This is a genomic window from Streptomyces sp. NPDC053560, assembly GCF_044544605.1.
Lineage (GTDB): Bacteria > Actinomycetota > Actinomycetes > Streptomycetales > Streptomycetaceae > Streptomyces.
In genome coordinates this window covers 1-17,227 of the sequence record NZ_JBITXI010000004.1, presented here as the reverse complement: position 1 = coordinate 17,227, position 17,227 = coordinate 1, and the positions used below count along the sequence as shown (strand labels likewise).

Annotated in this window: 15 protein-coding genes; 8 read left to right on the top strand and 7 right to left on the bottom strand. The window is 71.6% G+C overall.

The window, feature by feature from the left end; translation table 11 throughout:
* Positions 1–69: 69 nt before the first annotated feature.
* A complete protein-coding gene (locus ACIGQF_RS09880; protein WP_399707679.1) occupies positions 70–1,899 on the bottom strand; it encodes a streptophobe family protein in 1,830 nt (609 codons plus the stop codon).
* 289 nt (positions 1,900–2,188) lie between these two features.
* On the opposite strand from ACIGQF_RS09880, the gene ACIGQF_RS09875 reads away from it, so the two are divergent.
* Complete coding sequence (locus tag ACIGQF_RS09875; RefSeq protein ID WP_399708562.1) at positions 2,189–4,708, top strand: FHA domain-containing protein; 2,520 nt, start codon at positions 2,189–2,191, stop codon at positions 4,706–4,708.
* 106 nt (positions 4,709–4,814) lie between these two features.
* Here the strand turns inward: ACIGQF_RS09875 and ACIGQF_RS09870 are convergent, their stop codons facing one another.
* Together ACIGQF_RS09870 and ACIGQF_RS09865 are read right to left on the bottom strand one after the other, a co-directional pair.
* Complete coding sequence (locus tag ACIGQF_RS09870) at positions 4,815–5,600, bottom strand: transglycosylase SLT domain-containing protein (RefSeq protein ID WP_399707677.1); 786 nt, start codon at positions 5,598–5,600, stop codon at positions 4,815–4,817.
* Between the two features lie 339 nt (positions 5,601–5,939).
* On the bottom strand, positions 5,940–6,641 hold the full coding sequence (locus ACIGQF_RS09865) for a nitroreductase family protein (RefSeq protein ID WP_399707675.1): 702 nt from the start codon (positions 6,639–6,641) through the stop codon (positions 5,940–5,942).
* Positions 6,642–6,992: 351 nt separating this feature from the next.
* On the opposite strand from ACIGQF_RS09865, the gene ACIGQF_RS09860 reads away from it, so the two are divergent.
* On the top strand, positions 6,993–8,150 hold the full coding sequence (locus tag ACIGQF_RS09860; protein WP_399707673.1) for a GAF domain-containing sensor histidine kinase: 1,158 nt from the start codon (positions 6,993–6,995) through the stop codon (positions 8,148–8,150).
* Entirely contained in the window at positions 8,143–8,808 is a 666-nt protein-coding gene (locus ACIGQF_RS09855) for a response regulator transcription factor (protein WP_361559988.1), read from the top strand. Before ACIGQF_RS09860 ends, ACIGQF_RS09855 begins: the two co-directional genes overlap by 8 nt.
* Positions 8,809–9,045: 237 nt before the next feature.
* On the opposite strand, the gene ACIGQF_RS09850 is transcribed toward ACIGQF_RS09855, so the two are convergent.
* Positions 9,046–9,840 (bottom strand): hypothetical protein, encoded by a 795-nt coding sequence (locus tag ACIGQF_RS09850; RefSeq protein WP_399707671.1) that lies wholly within the window; start codon positions 9,838–9,840, stop codon positions 9,046–9,048.
* Between the two features lie 89 nt (positions 9,841–9,929).
* Here ACIGQF_RS09850 and ACIGQF_RS09845 point away from each other — a divergent pair, with 89 nt between their 5' ends.
* The 4 genes from ACIGQF_RS09845 to ACIGQF_RS09830 all read left to right on the top strand — a co-directional run bounded on the left by ACIGQF_RS09845 (position 9,930) and on the right by ACIGQF_RS09830 (position 13,242).
* Positions 9,930–10,739, top strand: a complete 810-nt coding sequence (locus ACIGQF_RS09845) for an ABC transporter ATP-binding protein (protein ID WP_399707669.1) — start codon at positions 9,930–9,932, stop codon at positions 10,737–10,739.
* A 127-nt stretch (positions 10,740–10,866) separates the two neighbouring features.
* Complete coding sequence (locus tag ACIGQF_RS09840; protein WP_399708559.1) at positions 10,867–11,280, top strand: NfeD family protein; 414 nt, start codon at positions 10,867–10,869, stop codon at positions 11,278–11,280.
* A 131-nt stretch (positions 11,281–11,411) separates the two neighbouring features.
* Positions 11,412–12,371 carry an SPFH domain-containing protein gene (locus tag ACIGQF_RS09835; protein ID WP_399707668.1) on the top strand — a complete coding sequence of 320 codons (960 nt, stop codon included), beginning with the start codon at positions 11,412–11,414 and terminating at the stop codon, positions 12,369–12,371.
* Positions 12,372–12,474: 103 nt separating this feature from the next.
* Positions 12,475–13,242, top strand: a complete 768-nt coding sequence (locus tag ACIGQF_RS09830) for a sulfite exporter TauE/SafE family protein (RefSeq protein WP_399707666.1) — start codon at positions 12,475–12,477, stop codon at positions 13,240–13,242.
* A gap of 153 nt (positions 13,243–13,395) precedes the next feature.
* Here ACIGQF_RS09830 and ACIGQF_RS09825 read toward each other — a convergent pair whose 3' ends face one another.
* The 3 genes from ACIGQF_RS09825 to ACIGQF_RS09815 all read right to left on the bottom strand — a co-directional run bounded on the left by ACIGQF_RS09825 (position 13,396) and on the right by ACIGQF_RS09815 (position 15,826).
* Complete coding sequence (locus ACIGQF_RS09825; RefSeq protein WP_399707664.1) at positions 13,396–13,899, bottom strand: HNH endonuclease; 504 nt, start codon at positions 13,897–13,899, stop codon at positions 13,396–13,398.
* 465 nt (positions 13,900–14,364) lie between these two features.
* Complete coding sequence (locus ACIGQF_RS09820; RefSeq protein ID WP_399707662.1) at positions 14,365–14,904, bottom strand: YbhB/YbcL family Raf kinase inhibitor-like protein; 540 nt, start codon at positions 14,902–14,904, stop codon at positions 14,365–14,367.
* Between the two features lie 139 nt (positions 14,905–15,043).
* Complete coding sequence (locus ACIGQF_RS09815) at positions 15,044–15,826, bottom strand: sporulation protein (RefSeq protein ID WP_399707660.1); 783 nt, start codon at positions 15,824–15,826, stop codon at positions 15,044–15,046.
* Between the two features lie 216 nt (positions 15,827–16,042).
* Between ACIGQF_RS09815 and ACIGQF_RS09810 the strand changes: the two genes are divergently transcribed.
* Entirely contained in the window at positions 16,043–16,693 is a 651-nt protein-coding gene (locus tag ACIGQF_RS09810) for a DNA-3-methyladenine glycosylase (RefSeq protein WP_399707658.1), read from the top strand.
* Positions 16,694–17,227 lie beyond the last annotated feature (534 nt).

Here is a 17,227-nt window from a genome sequence, read left to right as displayed (position 1 = left end):
CCAGGGCCGCGAAGCGTCCGGCGACGGCCCTCAGCGGCCCGCCCCAGGGCGTCCGAGCGGAGCCCACCCTCAGCGGCCTGCGTCCGGGCGTCCGGGCGGCGGGGGCGGTGGCGGGGGCTCCGGCGGCGGATCGTCCCACCGCCGCTTCGGGCGGGACCGCGGCCCTCCGGGGCGCGGCAGCGGAGTGCCGCTCACGGTCGGCGCCGAGGCGGTGTCGCTGCCGTGCGGCGGCGGCCCGCCGGCCGGCGGACGGTCCGGCGGGGGCGGTGTGCCAGGCGTGGGTGGTGCGCCGGGCGGAGGCCCCTCCGGCGGGGGCGGCACGCGGCGCTCCGGCTCCCGGGGCGGGAGCGCGCGCAGGTACGGATTGGTGTCCGGGTTCGGCTGCCGGTAGGGACGGGACGGCGTGTACGGCCCCGGGCCGCCGCCCGGCCCCGGCCCGTACGGCGACGGCACGTGCGCCGGGTGGGCCGGGACCGTGGCGCGTCGCCCGGCCAGCCCTGCCCCGGCCGCCAGCAAGGCGCCCGCCAGCCCCGCAGCGCCGCCCCAGAGGGCTCCCAGGACCGCTCCAGTGCCGAGGCCCCCGTGCAGGGTCAGGCCGGTCTCGTGGACGCCGATACCGAAGAGGCTCAGCCGGACGGCCACCGCCACCTCCGTCAGCCACACCAGCAGGGGTACGGCGAGCGCGGTGACCACGCCCAGGCGCAGCGCGCAGCCGCCCGCATACGCCAGGAGACCGGCCTCCGTGCGGGCCGTACGCATCGCCGTGAGCACCCCGGCCAGCAGCATCAGCACCACCGCCACCAGCGCCGTCGCCCACACCCCAGGGGTCTGCTCCGCCAGTCGCGACAGGGTAACCGGCCGCTCGCCGCCACCGCCGAGCAGCTCCCGCAGGGACGCGGGCAGCACGTGGAGCAGTGCGCCGCTCGCCGAGCCGTACCAGGGCACGAGCAGGCCCAGGGGCAGCGCGAGCCACGCCCCGTTGGGCGCGCCGAGCAGCGCGGCACCCAGTGCCCGCCGCGGCTGCCCGCCCTCGGTGACCCCGTACAGCCCGGCGGCGAGCCCCAGGAGCACCGCGACGAGCAGCACCTGGGTCAGCGCGGAGGCGGCGGGGCGGACGAAGCGGTCCGCCCCGGCCAGCGCGCGGGGGAGCGGGGTGCGCCGGGAGGCCGCGAGCGCGATCAGCAGGACGCCGAGCACCCACAGCGCGCCCGCCACGAGCGAGGGCCCCGCCGCCACCGCGAAGTCCACCCGGAGCCGGGCGTCCGCGAGGCCGGGCAGCAGCAGCCCCGGCAGGTCGTGCGCCGTGCCCTGGCCGCCGAGGCCGGGCAGCCCGCCGAGATCGCCGAGGCCCGGCAGGTCGCCCAGGCCCGGGAGGTCGCCGAGGCCGGGCAGGTCCGGCAGCCGGTCGAGCGGCCCGCCGCCCCCGCCCGCCGGCGCCGGAATCAGCTTCCGGGCCGGGATCGTTACGGAGTCGTGCCCGGCCCAGGCGAGGCCGCCGACGAGCGCGGTGAAGAGCGCGACGACCGCGGCCGCGCGGGCCGCCAGAGCGCCGGACGTGATCCCGCCCGGCACGGCCCGCAGCGACCGGAGGAACAGCAGCCCCAGCAGCAGCGCGCCGACCACGGAGACGCCCAACGGCACGATGTCAATGGCGGTTTCGGCCGTGACGCCGGACACCCCGAAGGCCGATACGTCACCGTGCGGGGAGACGGTTCCGCCCACCGCCAGCACCACCACGGCGGCCGTCATCGGACCCAGCGAGCCGTACGCGTCGACGCCCAGCAGATGCAGCCCGAGGGCCGCGACCCCGGTCATCGCCAGGAACGCCCAGCAGACCGTGGCGACGGCGGAGAGCAGCACAGCGGCCGCTCCGGTGTGCGGAGTCGCGGTCACGCTCATCGCAGCCCCCGATCGCTGCTCCTCGCTCCCCGGCCCCGCCTGCCCCGAGTTGCCCGCATCGCGTGGCATCGGTGCGGATCCGTGGGATTCTCCCACTCTCCGGGGGGCTTTCGGCGGCGTCAACGCTGTCCGCTTCATGCTCTTGTCACGGCCCGGCTTTCGGTCGCGGCCCTCTGCCTGGAATAGTTCCTCACGATGTTCACCATCCCTAGACTTCCCGTGCAGGGGGTCACTCGGGGGACAACTAGTGGGGCATGGAGTGCCTGAACTCGTACTCGAAATCAATGGAATGACCTGGACGCTCGATCCGTCCCGGTCGTACAGCCTGGGCCGTGATCCGCAGGGCGACATGGTGCTGGACGACGCGAGGGTGTCGTGGCGGCACGCGACCGTGCGCTGGGGAGGGCGCAGTTGGGTCATCGAGGACCACGGCAGCACCAACGGCACGTATGTGCAGGGGCAGCGGATCCACCAGATGGAGATCGGCCCCGGCTCGACCGTGCACCTCGGCAATGCCACCGACGGTCCCCGGCTGACCCTCAACGGCACCGCGGCCGCTGCCGCCGCCGACGCCTACGCCGCGCAGCCCACAGCCCCGGCCAACGCCGCCCAGCCGGCCGCCGCGGCCCCCGCCCAGCAGGGCGCCGCCGGCTGGGCCGGAGCGCAGCAGCCGCCGGCGCAGCAGCAGGGATGGCAGGGCGCGCCGCCGCAACAGGGCCCGCCCTCGTATGGCGCCGGTGTCCCGCCGCAGGGCGGACCGCAGCAGCCCCCGGCACAGGGCGCCGCGGTCCCGCAGCCGTCCGGCGACCGCAGCCCGACCACCTTCCACCAGCTGGACCTCGGCCGCGTCATGCGCATCGGCCGTGCCCTGGAGAACGAGCTGGTCGTCTCCGACCTGCAGGTCTCCCGGCACCACGCGGAGTTCCGGGCCACACCCGACGGCCGTTTCGAGATCCACGACCTCGGCAGCCACAACGGTACGTACGTCAACGGCCAGCCGGTCCCCAAGAGCGGTTCGGCGCTCATCGGCCCGAACGACACCGTCGGCGTCGGCCACTCCACGTTCCGGCTGGTCGGCGACCGCCTGGAAGAGTTCGTCGACACCGGTGCGGTCTCCTTCTCCGCGCGCCACCTCACCGTCACGGTCGACGGCGGCAAGCAGATCCTCAAGGACGTCTCCTTCGGGGTGCCCGAGAAGTCGCTGGTCGCGGTCATCGGCCCGTCCGGCTCCGGCAAGTCCACGCTGCTCAAGGCGCTCACCGGTTACCGCCCCGCCAACGAGGGCGACGTCCTCTACGACAACCGGAACCTCTACAAGCAGTTCGCCGAGCTGCGGCAGCGCATCGGGCTGGTCCCGCAGGACGACATCCTGCACAAGGAGCTGACCGTCCAGAAGGCGCTGCGCTACGCGGCCAAGCTCCGCTTCCCCGGTGACACCGCGACGGCGGAGCGCGAGGCCCGCATCGACGAGGTGCTGCACGAGCTCAAGCTGCACGTGCACAAGGAGAAGAAGGTCACCTCGCTCTCCGGCGGCCAGCGCAAGCGCGTCTCGGTCGCCCTGGAGCTGCTGACCAAGCCGTCGCTGATCTTCCTGGACGAGCCGACCTCCGGCCTCGACCCGGGCATGGACCGCGACGTCATGAAGCTGCTCCGCGACCTCGCCGACGACGGCCGCACGGTCCTGGTCGTCACGCACTCCGTCGCCGAGCTCGCGCTCTGTGACAAGCTGCTGGTCATGGCGCCGGGCGGCGGTGTCGCCTACTTCGGCCCGCCCGAGGAGGCGCTGAACTTCTTCCAGTACGAGTCCTGGGCGGATGTCTTCTCGGCGTTCGAGAACTACCGCGACTACGACTGGATGGGCCGCTGGCGCGGCTCCCCGCACTACCAGATGTACGCGGCCGACCTCGACGCCGTCGCGCCGCAGTCGGTCGACGTCCAGGCGCCGCCGGCCCGGATGCAGAAGTCCCAGAGCTGGGGCTCGCAGCTGTGGACCCTGATGCGCCGGTACGTCTCCGTGATCGCCTCCGACCGCGGCTTCCTCGGGCTGATGCTGATCCTGCCGGCCGTGCTCGGCGTGGTCTCCATGCTGATCCCCAGCGACTTCGGCCTCGGGTACGGCCCGATCGAGCGGGCCCGCACCAACCGCGACGCCGCGACGATCATGCTGATCCTCACGGTCGGTATGTGCTTCTCCGGCGCGGCCAACTCGGTACGAGAACTGATCAAGGAACGCGTCATCTACGAGCGCGAACGGGCCACCGGCCTGTCCCGCTCGGCGTACCTGATGTCGAAGGTGATCGTGCTCGGCGTGGTCACCGCGGTGCAGGGCGTGATCATTGCGGCGATCGGCTTCTCGACCCGCAAGATGCCCGCCGAGGGCCTGATCGTGAAGGACCTGCCGGCCGTCGAGATGACCGTGGCGATCATCGCCCTGGGCTTCACCTCGATGATGTTCGGCCTGATCATCTCCGCGCTGGTCAAGACCGCCGAGAAGACCATGCCGCTGCTGGTCATGTTCGCCATCGTGCAGGTCGTCTTCACCGGCGTGCTCTTCCAGCTCTTCGACACCCCGGGTGTCGCCCAGCTCTCCTGGCTGATGCCCTCGCGCTGGGCGGTCGCCGCGCTGGGCGCCACCGCCGACCTGAACACCCTCCTCCCCTGGGAGAAGGGCAACCCCGACCCGCTGTGGCAGCACCAGACCGGCGTCTACGTGATGGACATGGTCTTCTTGCTGGCGCTCGGCGTCGTGCTCGCCTTCGCGGTGGCGCGCCTGCTGCGCCGCCACGAGCCCGAGGTCATGCGCAAGTAGTCCCGTCGTCCGCACGACGACAGCCGCGAGGGGCGGCACCCGAATCGGGTGCCGCCCCTCGCGGCGTTCATCGTCCGGCGCCGGAGCTCCTGCTCGCAGCAGTGGCTCAGTACGCCGAGTCGACGTTGTCCATGGAGCCGTACTTGTCGGCCGCGTAGTTGCAGGCGGCGACGATGTTGGCGACCGGGTCGTACAGGTCGTTCGCCGTGCCGTCGACGTGGTACTGGTCGAAGGTCGGCTGGATGACCTGCAGCAGGCCCTTGGACGGGATACCCATCTGGGCGTTGACGTCCCAGTTGTTGATCGCGCGCGGGTTACCGCCGGACTCGCGGATGATGTTGCGCTTGATGCCCTCGTAGGAGCCGGGGATCCCGTGCTTCTTCATGATCGACATGGATTCCTTGATCCAGCCGTCGAGGTTGTTGGCGTAGGTGACCGGCTTGCGCTCGGCGGACCGGCTCGCGGCCTGCGTCGTGGTGCGCTGCTGGTCGGCCTTGTTCTTGGCGGCCTCCTTGGCCTGGGCGGCCGCGTCGGCGGCAGCCTTGGCCTTGGCCTGAGCGGCGGCCTTGGCGTCGCCTTCGGCCTGCTTCTTCGCGGCGAAGGCCTCGTTGCCGGCCTGCTCGGCGGCGCGCGCGCTGTTCTGGGTCAGCTCGGCGTTCTGCGCCTTGGCGGCGGCGTTGTCGACCAGGCTGTAGGCCGAGGAGTCGTCCACCACGTGGTAGGCGACGGGCTTCACGTTCTGGGCGGACGCGGCGTGCGCCGGCTCGGCGTTGGCCGAACCCGGAACGACGGCGAAGACGACGGCGGCGGCACCGCCCGCGGCCACGGCAGCGGCGGAGAGCTTGTGATTCCGGTTCAGGCGGCTGTAGCCAGGAATGGCGTGCAGGGGCATGCGGAAAGAACCTCTTCCAATGGGGGACGTCGCGTGGGCCGGAATGGCGCGAGAACGCCGAGATCCTTTTCCACGGCGCCGGGCGACGTCAGCCATTGTTAGCGGTCGGAATTTGGCGCTGCAATCATGTGACGTACGAAGCTGTTTAGTGGAACCGGGGGTCGCCGAAATGCGTCCCGTTCTGTTCTCTCCATGGGGTGCCCCGGATGCGATCCCGCCGTTGCCCGCATTCGCATCCCACTAACATTCTTCGTAAGTGATGTACGCCCTATGTGCGGGCTCACATGTTTGCGGAGCCCGTATGGCGTTATGTCATCGAGGCGGCACGCACCGTGAGCGTTATCGCTCCACCAGAACCTGATCGAGCGATTTGCGCACCAGATCCGGCACCTCGCAGTCCGCCGCGGGGTGTCCCACCGGGATCACCGCGAAGGCCTTCTCGTTGACCGGCCGCCCCAGCTCCGCCCGCAGGAAGCCCATCGGGCTGGGGGTGTGCACCAGCGCCGCCAGGCCCGACAGGTGGAGCGCGGACAGCAGCATGCCCACCGCGATCCCCACCGATTCATCCACGTAGTAGTGCTTGCGCTTGGTGCCGTCCGGGCCCAGCCAGTAGCGCTGCTGGAAGACCACGATCAGGTGCGGCGCGTCGGTCAGGTGCGGCTTGACCTCGTCGGTGCCCAGCGGCCGCAGCGCCGTCAGCCACTCCTCGCCCAGCCGCCCGTCGTACGAGAGGCGCTCCTCCGCCTCCGCGGCCTCCCGAATGCGCCGCCGTACTTCCGGATCCTTGACCAGTACGAATGTCCAGGGCTGCTGATGTGCCCCGGAAGGCGCGGTGGCGGCGCACGCAATGGCGTCCCTGATCACCTGCTCGGGCACCGGATCGGGCGCGAAACGGCGGACCGTACGGCGCTCCGCCATCCGTTCCCGCAGTTCCGCGGCGCGCGCCCGGGATTCCTCGGCCGGCATCCGTGCGGGCCGGTAGGGGACGGGGCGGTACGGCTCGCCGTGGACGGGGGACCAGCTTTTCCGTGAAGTCGTCATGGCCGGGAGTGTGGCCCGTGCCGGGCTGCCGCGAAAGACCGCCTTCCCGGCTGCCGCGAAGAACGCCTCCGGGCAGCCGCGAAGAACGCCTCCGGGCAGCCGGGAAGGACCGCCTTCGGCCGGCCGTAAAAGACCGCCTCGGGCGGGCGCGAAAGGCCGCCGTTCCTTTCCCCTATATATAGGGGGCACAAAGTCCCGCGTCCGGAGCGGCCATGGTCCCCCGTGACCGGGGCGGAAATACCCGCCGGATCCGGCACCCGGCACCGGGACTCCGGACCTACGTCCCGGGGCCCGGTCGGGGCCCCGCCGAGGGCCGATACGGACCGTGCGGCCCGCCGGTACCGTGAGCGCATGACCAACGGACCAGGGGCGGAGCGGGGTGCCGGGCTCTCCGCGGTGAGCAGCGCCATCCTCGCCATGAGCCGGCATCTGGAGGTGCGCGACGTGCTCAAGACGATCGTCGCCTCCGCCCGCGAGCTCCTGGACGCCGAGTACGCGGCGCTGGGGGTGCCGGACGATCACGGCGGCTTCGCACAGTTCGTCGTGGACGGGGTGAGCGAGGAGCAGTGGAAGGCCATCGGCCCGCTGCCCCGCCAGCACGGCATCCTCGCCGCGATGCTCAAGGACGCCACCCCGCAGCGGCTCGGCGACGTCCGCAACGACCCCCGCTTCGAGGGCTGGCCCAGCGCCCACCCCGATATGTCGGACTTCCTGGGCATGCCGGTGGCCGACGGCGACGAGATCCTCGGCGCGCTCTTCCTCGCCAACAAGCGGTGCCCGTTGCCCACCGGCGGCTGCAACTTCACCGCCGAGGACGAGGCGCTGCTCGGCATGCTCGCCCAGCACGCCGCCATCGCGCTGACCAACGCCCGGCTCTACGAGCGGAGCCGCGAGCTGACCATCGCGGGGGAGCGGGCCCGGCTGGCGCACGAGCTGCACGACGCGGTCTCCCAGAAGCTCTTCTCGCTGCGGCTGACCGCGCAGGCCGCCACCGCGCTCGTCGACCGTGACCCGGCCCGCGCCAAGGACGAGCTGCAGCAGGTCACCCGGCTCGCCGCGGAGGCCGCCGACGAGCTGCGCGCCGCCGTCGTGGAGCTGCGGCCCGCGGCCCTGGACGAGGACGGCCTGATCGCCACACTGCGTACCCAGATCCAGGTCCTCGACCGGGCGCACAACGCCAAGGTCACCTTCGCCGCGCACGGGCTGCGGGCGCTGCCCGCCGCGCAGGAGGAGGCGCTGCTGCGGGTGGCGCAGGAGGCGCTGCACAACGCGCTGCGGCACGCCGACGCGCAACGTGTCGACGTGACGCTCGCCCGGCACCGGCAGGGCGCGGTGCTGCGGATCGCCGACGACGGCTGTGGCTTCGACCCCGGCGCCGTACGACGCGCCGGGCGCCATCTGGGCCTGGTGTCGATGCGGGACCGGGCGAGCGGCGTCGGCGGCACGCTCACGGTGGAATCGGGGCCCGGCAAGGGCACCGCTGTCGAGATGGAGGTCCCCGGTGGCTGACGGAGACAGGGGCCCGCTCGGCGGCCCCATCAAGGTGCTGCTCGTCGACGACCACCAGGTCGTGCGGCGGGGCCTGCGGACGTTCCTGGAGGTCCAGGACGACATCGAGGTCGTGGGGGAGGCCGCCGACGGCGAGGAGGGCGTCGCGGCGGCCGAGCGGCTCGGGCCGGACGTCGTCCTGATGGACGTCAAGATGCCCGGCATGGACGGGGTCGAGGCGCTGCGGCTGCTGCGTGAGCAGCGCAACCCGGCCAGGGTGCTGATCGTCACCAGCTTCACCGAGCAGCGGACCGTGATCCCGGCGCTCCGGGCGGGCGCCGCCGGCTACGTCTACAAGGACATCGACCCCGACGCGCTGGCCGGCGCCATCCGGTCCGTGCATGCCGGGCACGTGCTGCTGCAGCCGGAGGTGGCCGACGCGCTGCTCAGCCAGGAGGACGCGGGCAACGGCCAGGGCCGCGGCGGCTCCCTCACCGACCGGGAGCGCGAGGTACTGGCGCTGATAGCGGACGGCCGCTCCAACCGCGAGATCGCCCGGGCCCTGGTCCTCTCCGAGAAGACCGTGAAGACCCACGTCTCCAACATCCTCATGAAACTGGACCTCGCAGACCGCACCCAAGCAGCCCTCTGGGCAGTCCGCCACGGAGTGGGCGCTTAAGCGCCCACCAGGGGCGCGGGGAACTGCGCGAGCAACCGCAACGCCGGCGCACCCGGCGGCGTACGCGAAGCCCGCGGCGGGCAGCCGCGACTAAGGGGCGCGGGGAACTGCGCGCCCGGTCACGGCGGTGGCGCGCCCCACCGCGCACGCGAAGCCCCGCGGTGGGCAGCCGCGCCCCCGGCCCCGCCACGGACCCAGCCTCGGGGCGCACCCCCGTCGGCGGACTAAGGCGCCTGCCTAAGGCGCCCGCCGCTCCCGCTCCTCCACGAACGAGTCGTACGCCGCCACCTGCGCCCGCCGCGCGGTCCGCTCTACCGGACGGAGCGCCTCCGCCCGCGCCGCGATCTGTGAGGCGCTGACGGCCGCACCGTGCTCGTCCCCGCCGGCCTGGGCGATGCCGATCAGCGCCCCCACCTTCTGCGCCAGCTCCAGCACCCGCACCGCGCGCGGCGGGTATCCCGGCGCGAGCAGCTGCCGGCCGGCCTCGGCGCGCGCCCGGTACGCCTCCAGCGCCGCCTGGGCGACCGGTCCGGATCCGGCCACGTCCAGCTTCGCCAGCAGCTCCGTCGCCTCCCGCAGCGCCTGCGCCAGCTCCCGCTCCGCCTCGCCCAGCGAGGGCACGTCGGCCGGCGGCGCGTCCCGGACGGCCGTGCAGTGCCACACGACCTCGACGTGCACATCGCCCTCGGGCCCGGCCTCGTGCACCTCCGGCACCAGGCCCAGCGCCACCCCGCAGGCGATCACCGCCTCCCCGGCCGCCAGCGCCCGCGCATTGAACTCCGGCGGGCCGCTCAGCCCCAGCGGATGGCCCGGCACCGGCAGCGCCACGCGCAGGCCGGTCGCGCCCAGCGCCCGCAGCCGGCCCAGCGCGAGCGTCAGCCCCACCGGCCCCGATTCGCCGGGCAGCCCGGTGACGCGGTGCACCGCGTCACCCTCCGCGATCCGCTCCGCTGCGTCATCAGGTGGGACCAATCCGGCCAACAGGGCATTTCCCCACGCGGCCAGCCGTCCTGAGCGAGGTTCATCGAGCATGGACCCAGCCTAAGGACAGGCACTGACAATGGGTGGCGTAGGTTTGCAGGGGGGCTGCGCCTACAGGTGCACGCGAGGACCGAGATGCAATGGGAGACAACGCGCTCATGAGCGATGTTCTGGAGCTGGTGGACGTATCCGTGGTCCGCGAGGGCCGGGCTCTGGTGGACCAGGTCTCCTGGTCGGTGAAGGAGGGAGAGCGCTGGGTGATCCTGGGCCCGAACGGCGCCGGCAAGACCACCCTCCTCAATGTCGCCTCCAGCTACGTCTTCCCGACCACGGGCACCAGCACGGTCCTGGGGGAGACCCTCGGCAAGGTCGACGTCTTCGACCTGCGGCCGCGCATCGGCATGGCCGGCATCGCGCTCGCCGACAAGCTGCCGCGCCGCCAGACCGTGCTGCAGACCGTGCTCACCGCCGCGTACGGCATGACCGCCACCTGGCAGGAGCACTACGACGAGGTCGACGAGCAGCGCGCCCGCGCCTTCCTCGACCGGCTGGGCATGACGGCCTACCTCGACCGGAAGTTCGGCACGCTCTCCGAGGGCGAGCGCAAGCGGACCCTCATCGCCCGCGCGATGATGACCGACCCCGAGCTGCTCCTCCTGGACGAGCCGGCCGCGGGCCTGGACCTCGGCGGTCGCGAGGACCTCGTACGCCGCCTCGGCCGGCTCGCCCGTGACCCGTTCGCGCCGTCGATGATCATGGTCACGCACCACGTCGAAGAGATCGCGCCGGGCTTCACCCACGTACTGATGATCCGTCAGGGCAAGGTGCTCGCCGCCGGCCCCATCGACCTGGAGCTGACCTCCAGCAACCTCTCGCGCTGCTTCGGCCTCCCGCTGGTCGTCGAGCGCAACGGCGACCGCTGGACGGCTCAAGGTCTGCCGCTCGCCTGACAGTTGACACGGCGCAGGGCCCCGGCGCGCGGCCGGGGCCGAAAAGCCCCGCACGATCCGGCCGCGATCGATCGGACCCTGTCCGCGAAGCCGCCCGCCGATCTACCATGACACCGTGGATGCATGGGTGTGGTGGCTCATCGCCGCCGTAGGGCTGGGTATTCCTCTCGTCGTCACCGCGATGCCGGAATTCGGGATGTTCGCGGTCGGCGCCGTGGCCGGTGCTGCCGTGGCCGCCCTCGGCGGCGGCACGGTGATGCAGGTCATCGTCTTCGCCGCCGTCTCGGTCGCGCTCGTCGCCGTCGTGCGCCCGATCGCCAACCGCGCCCGCTCCCGGCGGCCCGGCATGGCATCCGGCGTCGACGCCCTGAAGGGCCGCCAGGCGACCGTCCTGGAACGGGTCGACAGCTCCGGCGGCGGCCGGATCAAGCTGAACGGCGAGGTGTGGTCCGCGCGCGCCCTGGACGACGACCAGGTCTACGAACCAGGGCAGAAAGTGGACGTCGTGGACATCGAGGGAGCAACCGCCGTCGTGATGTGACCCTCTTGATCAACAGGCCCTCGCGGGACCGGAGAACGGCCTGCACAAGAGGGTGAGTCTCTGAAAGACTCGATCAACGACACGCCGGGCGGGACCGGCCGACAGCTACGAAAGGGACACGGGGAGCCACTGTGGAACCGATCATCATCGTCCTGATCATCCTGGTGGTGCTGGTGTTCGTCGCACTCATCAAGACGATCCAGGTCATTCCGCAGGCCAGCGCCGCCATCGTCGAGCGTTTCGGCCGCTACACCCGCACCCTGAACGCGGGCCTGAACATCGTCGTGCCGTTCATCGACTCCATCCGGAACCGCATCGACCTGCGTGAACAGGTCGTCCCGTTCCCGCCGCAGCCGGTCATCACCCAGGACAACCTGGTCGTGAACATCGACACCGTCATCTACTACCAGGTGACCGACGCACGCGCCGCGACGTACGAGGTCGCCAGCTACATCCAGGCGATCGAGCAGCTCACCGTCACCACGCTCCGGAACATCATCGGCGGCATGGACCTGGAGCGCACCCTGACCTCCCGCGAGGAGATCAACGCGGCACTGCGCGGCGTCCTGGACGAGGCCACCGGCAAGTGGGGCATCCGCGTCAACCGCGTCGAGCTCAAGGCCATCGAGCCGCCGACCTCCATCCAGGACTCGATGGAGAAGCAGATGCGCGCCGACCGTGACAAGCGCGCCGCGATCCTCCAGGCCGAGGGTGTCCGGCAGTCCGAGATCCTCCGCGCCGAGGGTGAGAAGCAGTCCGCGATCCTGCGCGCCGAAGGTGAGGCCAAGGCCGCGGCCCTGCGCGCCGAGGGTGAGGCGCAGGCGATCCGTACGGTCTTCGAGTCCATCCACGCCGGTGACCCGGACCAGAAGCTGCTCTCCTACCAGTACCTCCAGATGCTCCCGAAGATCGCCGAGGGTGACGCCAACAAGCTCTGGATCGTGCCCAGCGAGATCGGCGACGCGCTCAAGGGCCTCGGCGGCGCCATCAACAGCTTCGCCCCGACCGGCGGCGCCCCCGCGGCCCCGGCCGCCCCCGCGGCCCCGGCCGCCCCGGCGGCCCCGCCCCGCCAGCAGCCGCCCATCGACTGACGCCCCACCGCGGCCGTCTCGGACCGTGGTCCCGCAGCACACCCACCGAACCCCTGGTGCATGATCGGTTCATGACGCATCGATCACGCGCCGGGGGTTCGGCATGACCGTCTGGGAAGCCCTCGCCGTCCTCGCCGCCGGTATGGGCGCGGGCGCCATCAACGTCGTCGTCGGGTCCGGGACGCTCATCACCTTCCCCGTACTGCTCGGCGTCGGCCTGCCGCCCATCACCGCCAACGTCTCCAACAGCCTCGGCCTCGTACCGGGCTCCGTGAGCGGCGCCATAGGCTACCGGCGCGAACTGCGCGGCCAGCGCCGCCGCGTCGTCCGCTTCGGCATCGCCGCCCTCCTCGGCGGCCTGGCCGGCGCCGTACTGCTGCTCGCCCTGCCCTCCGACGCCTTCGACGCGATCGTCCCCGCGCTCATCGCCGTCGCGCTCGTCCTCGTCGTCCTCCAGCCCCGGCTCTCCGCCGCGGTCAAGGCCCGCCGCGCCCGCAACGGCACCACACCGCACCGCGACGGCGGCCTCGGCCTGCTGACCGGACTGCTGCTCGCCAGCGCGTACGGCGGCTACTTCGGCGCCGCCCAGGGCGTCCTCTACATCTCCCTGATGGGTCTGCTGCTCGATGAGGACCTGCAACGCCTCAACGCCCTCAAGAACGTGCTCGCGCTGCTCGTCAACGGCGTCGCCGCGCTCTTCTTCCTCTTCGTCGCCGACTTCGACTGGACCGCCGTCGTACTGATCGCCGTCGGTTCCGCGCTCGGCGGCCAGATCGGCGCGAAGATCGGCCGCCGGCTGTCGCCCACCGTCCTGCGCGGCGTCATCGTCACCGTCGGCATCGTGGCCATCGCCCAACTGCTGCTGCGCTGAACGGCGCGTACGAGGGAGCCGAGCCGCACGTGCGAGGAAGCTGAACGACGCGTACGACGAAGCCGAGCCGCGCGTACGACGAGCCGACGGACACGTACGACGAAGGGGCGCGGGTCTCCCCGCGCCCCCGTACACGCACCAGTGCGCCCGCCCCTACGCCGGCTGCGCCAGCCAGTCCGGCAGCGACTCCCGCGCGGACACCCCCAGCGCCGCCAGCATCGTGTCGGCCGGCGTCGGCACGAACGGCCGCCGCAGCAGCTCCATCCCCGCCTGCTCCGGCGTACGGTCCGCTTTGCGGTGGTTGTCCGCGGCACACGACGCGACAGTATTCAGCCAGGTGTCACCGCCCCCGTGCGCCCGCGGCACGACGTGGTCCACTGTCGTCGCGCGCCGCCCGCAGTACGCGCAGCGGTGCTGGTCCCGCACCAGCACACCCCGCCGCGACCACGGCGCCTGTCTTCGGAACGGCACCCGTACGTACTGGCTCAGCCTGATCACCTGTGGCACCGGAAGATCCAGCGAAGCGGCCCGGACACGCAGCCCCGGGTGCGCCTGCTCGACCACGGCTTTGTCCTGCATGACCAGCACCACCGCGCGCCGCAGCGACACCGTCGACAGCGGCTCGAAGCTCGCATTGAGGACCAGCGTCTCGCGCATCCCGACCACCTCCCGCATCCGTCCGCCGCTCGGCGAAGTGGCTCCACTGTGCAGTTCCAGTGATCCCCTGGACAACGCAATTTCCGTATGCCGCAAGGGAGATGACAGGTGAGCGGAAGACGAACGAACGGCGAACCGGGTACGGGAGCGCGTGGCGAGGGGAGAGGCACGCGGGGAGAAGAGGAAGGGCAAGGGAACGCTCCGGGCCCCGTCCCCCGTGACAAGGGACCCGGAGCGCCCACGGCAGCCGGCGCGGACGCCCGACACGAGGCGGGCTCCGGCAGGCGGCGGGGGACACACCTGCGCCCCGCCACCCCCGCCACTGCGGTGCCGACTGCCCGACGGCCATGTGGCAACCGTCGGCCGAACACCACTGTGCGATCCGGGGCGCCGGGGCGCAACGGAATTACGGACGCACGGACCCGCGCACGGCATGCGGGCGGGTACGGGCGTACGGGCCCGCGGTCAGCTCTCGGCGGGAATCTCGTACTCGCCGATCAGCTGGGCCCGGCCCAGCGTGTGGAACCGCAGGTTGAAGCCCACCACGGCGGGCGAGGCGTCCGCGTCCGGACCGAGCTTCTCCTGGTCCACCGCGTACACGGTGAAGACGTAGCGGTGCGAGCCGTCACCGGGCGGCGGTGCGGCGCCCCCGAAGTCCCGCGACCCGTAGTCGTTGCGCGCGTGGACCGCGCCCTGGGGGAGCCCCTTCATCTCACCGGAGCCCGCACCGGCCGGCAGCTCCGTCACCGACGCCGGAATGTCGAACACCGACCAGTGCCAGAAACCGCTGCCGGTCGGCGCGTCCGGGTCGTAACAGGTGACGGCGTAGCTCTTGGTGCCCTCGGGGGCACCCTCCCACCGCAGGTGCGGCGAGGTGTTCCCCGCGCTGAACACCTGGGCGTCCGCCAGCGTCCCGCCCTCCTGCACATCGTCGCTCACCACCGTGAACGAGGGCACCTGCGGATGAAAGTCGTGCGGGAGCGGCCGGCGCTTCTGCTCGGACACTTCGACACCTCCTGATCGCGTTCGGAGACCGTCCGGCCAGGTTAGAACCTGCTCGCGACAGAACCGGTGCCCGGCCCGGCGGAACTCATGCCCGCGCGCCGGACACCGCTGCGCTGTCGGCTCAGTACCCGTTACCGGCTCAGAACCAGTTCCGCTTGCCGCCGACCTCGGCCAGCCACTGGTTCAGGTACGCCGCCCAGTCCGTGTTCTGGAAGTCGTGCAGCCCCACCTCGAAGGAGCGGAAGGTGTCGCTGCCCTCGGTGAACAGCCCCGGCTTCTTGTCCATCTCCAGGACGACGTCCATCGCCCGGTCGTCCGCCACGAAGGACAGCTCGACCTGGTTCAGGCCCCGGTACTGCTGCGGCGCGAAGAACTCGACCTCCTGGTAGAAGGGCAGCTTCTGCCGCGTCCCCCGGATGTGCCCGCGCTCCAGGTCCGCACTCTTGAACCGGAACCCGAGCTGCCCGAAGGCGTCGAGGATCGCCTGCTGCGCCGGCAGCGGGTGCACGTTCACCGGATCGAGGTCACCGGAGTCGACCGCACGGGCGATCGCCAGCTCCGTGGTGACGCCGACGCTCATCCCGTGCAGGTGCTGCCCGAGGAACATCGTGACCGGCGTCTCCCACGGGATCTCCAGCCCGAACGGCACCGTGTGCGTGGCACCGGCCTGCACCTCGAAGGCGCCGCCCAGCTGCTGCTTGGTGAACTCGATGTTCCGCTTGCTCTCCCCCTCGCTGGTCTCGACCTCGACCACGGCCTGCAGTCCGACCGAGAGGCCCTCGATCTGCTGCGCGACCGATCCGCCCTGGATGCGCACCTCACCCTGTACGACGCCACCGGGCACGACGTTCTCCTCGAAGAGCACCGTCTCCACGGACGCGCCCCCCGCACCCAGACTCGCCAGCAGCTTCTTGAACCCCATTGATCGTCCTCCCCAGGCACGTGCCTGTACTCCGTTGTTCTCCGGCCGCGACGATCCCGCCCGGCCCGGGCCTGACCCCTACGAACGCGAAACGGCGTACGGCGGTTCCCCCGGGCGGCCGGCCGCCGCACGCCCACACCCTGCCAAGACGCGGTGCACACCGGCCACTCCGGAGCCTCGGAAGAAACGCGCCGAGGTCCATTACCCTGGGAACGCATGATCTCCGAACCCGCACGAATGCCGCTCCCGCGGACATTCTTCGACCGCCCCGTCCTCGAGGTAGCCCCCGACCTGCTCGGCCGCACTCTGGTGCGCAACACCCCGGAGGGCCCCGTCGAGCTGCGCCTCACGGAGGTCGAGGCGTACGACGGGGAGAACGACCCGGGCTCGCACGCCTATCGGGGACGCACGGAGCGGAACGCATCGATGTTCGGCCCGCCCGGCCACGCGTATGTGTACTTCATCTACGGCATGTGGTTCAGCCTGAACCTCGTCTGCGGCCCCGACGGCTACGCGAGCGGTGTCCTGCTGCGCGCCGGCGAGGTGCTGTCCGGCACGGACCAGGTGGCGGAGCGCCGCCCGAAGTCCCGCCGCGAGAGCGAACTGGCTCAAGGCCCTGCCCGGCTGGCCACCGGCCTCGCCGTCGACCGGCAACTCAACGGCACGGACGTGTGCGCGGGCCCGGACGCGCCGCTCTCCGTCCTGACGGGCACACCGGCGGACCGGGACCGGGTACGCAACGGCCCGCGCACCGGGGTCGGCGGCGAAGGGGCGACCCACCCCTGGCGCTTCTGGATCGACGGCGATCCGACGGTCAGTCCGTACCGCGCGCACGTCCCGCGGAAACGACGGACCAGGGCTGCTTGACTCTGCCGCAGCACGCCCGTAATGTGGCCCGAGCCGCTTGAGACGGGCAGCGCTGTGTGCGCACGCCGCAGGCGGCACAACCATCACTTCGAACGACTCCCTCAACCGGGTTCATTTTCGCGTTGCCGAAAATCGGATTTCGGTTGTACCGGGCCGACCGGATCGGCGCCGATTATGAGCAATCAAGGGAATCCGCTAAAGTGGCGGCACGCCGAAAGGCGTAACCCCGCCCGACGGGGAATCGGAAACGAATTCGAGCCGGAAAAGGCACGGACCAGGATCTGATAGAGTCGGAACCGCCGAAAGGGAAAGCCCGAAAGGGCCGGACCGGAAAGCAACCCCGCTCCAGCAGGGGGCCGGATCACCGAAAAGGATCTGGTAAGGTTGGAAACGCAAGACCGAAGGGAAGCGCCCGGAGGAAAGCCCGAGAGGGTGAGTACAAAGGAAGCGTCCGTTCCTTGAGAACTCAACAGCGTGCCAAAAGTCAACGCCAGATATGTTGATACCCCGTCTCCAGCATCCGCTGGGACGAGG

Bases quoted from the DNA above. Each gene is read 5' to 3' on its own strand.
- ACIGQF_RS09850 (WP_399707671.1), bottom strand. From the start codon at position 9,840: ATGCTCGATGAACCTCGCTCAGGACGGCTGGCCGCGTGGGGAAATGCC.
- ACIGQF_RS09865 (WP_399707675.1), bottom strand. From the start codon at position 6,641: ATGACGACTTCACGGAAAAGCTGGTCCCCCGTCCACGGCGAGCCGTAC.
- ACIGQF_RS09860 (WP_399707673.1), top strand. From the start codon at position 6,993: ATGACCAACGGACCAGGGGCGGAGCGGGGTGCCGGGCTCTCCGCGGTG.
- ACIGQF_RS09825 (WP_399707664.1), bottom strand. From the start codon at position 13,899: ATGCGCGAGACGCTGGTCCTCAATGCGAGCTTCGAGCCGCTGTCGACG.
- ACIGQF_RS09810 (WP_399707658.1), top strand. From the start codon at position 16,043: ATGATCTCCGAACCCGCACGAATGCCGCTCCCGCGGACATTCTTCGAC.
- ACIGQF_RS09845 (WP_399707669.1), top strand. From the start codon at position 9,930: ATGGGAGACAACGCGCTCATGAGCGATGTTCTGGAGCTGGTGGACGTA.
- ACIGQF_RS09880 (WP_399707679.1), bottom strand. From the start codon at position 1,899: ATGAGCGTGACCGCGACTCCGCACACCGGAGCGGCCGCTGTGCTGCTC.
- ACIGQF_RS09815 (WP_399707660.1), bottom strand. From the start codon at position 15,826: ATGGGGTTCAAGAAGCTGCTGGCGAGTCTGGGTGCGGGGGGCGCGTCC.
- ACIGQF_RS09870 (WP_399707677.1), bottom strand. From the start codon at position 5,600: ATGCCCCTGCACGCCATTCCTGGCTACAGCCGCCTGAACCGGAATCAC.
- ACIGQF_RS09830 (WP_399707666.1), top strand. From the start codon at position 12,475: ATGACCGTCTGGGAAGCCCTCGCCGTCCTCGCCGCCGGTATGGGCGCG.
- ACIGQF_RS09875 (WP_399708562.1), top strand. From the start codon at position 2,189: ATGACCTGGACGCTCGATCCGTCCCGGTCGTACAGCCTGGGCCGTGAT.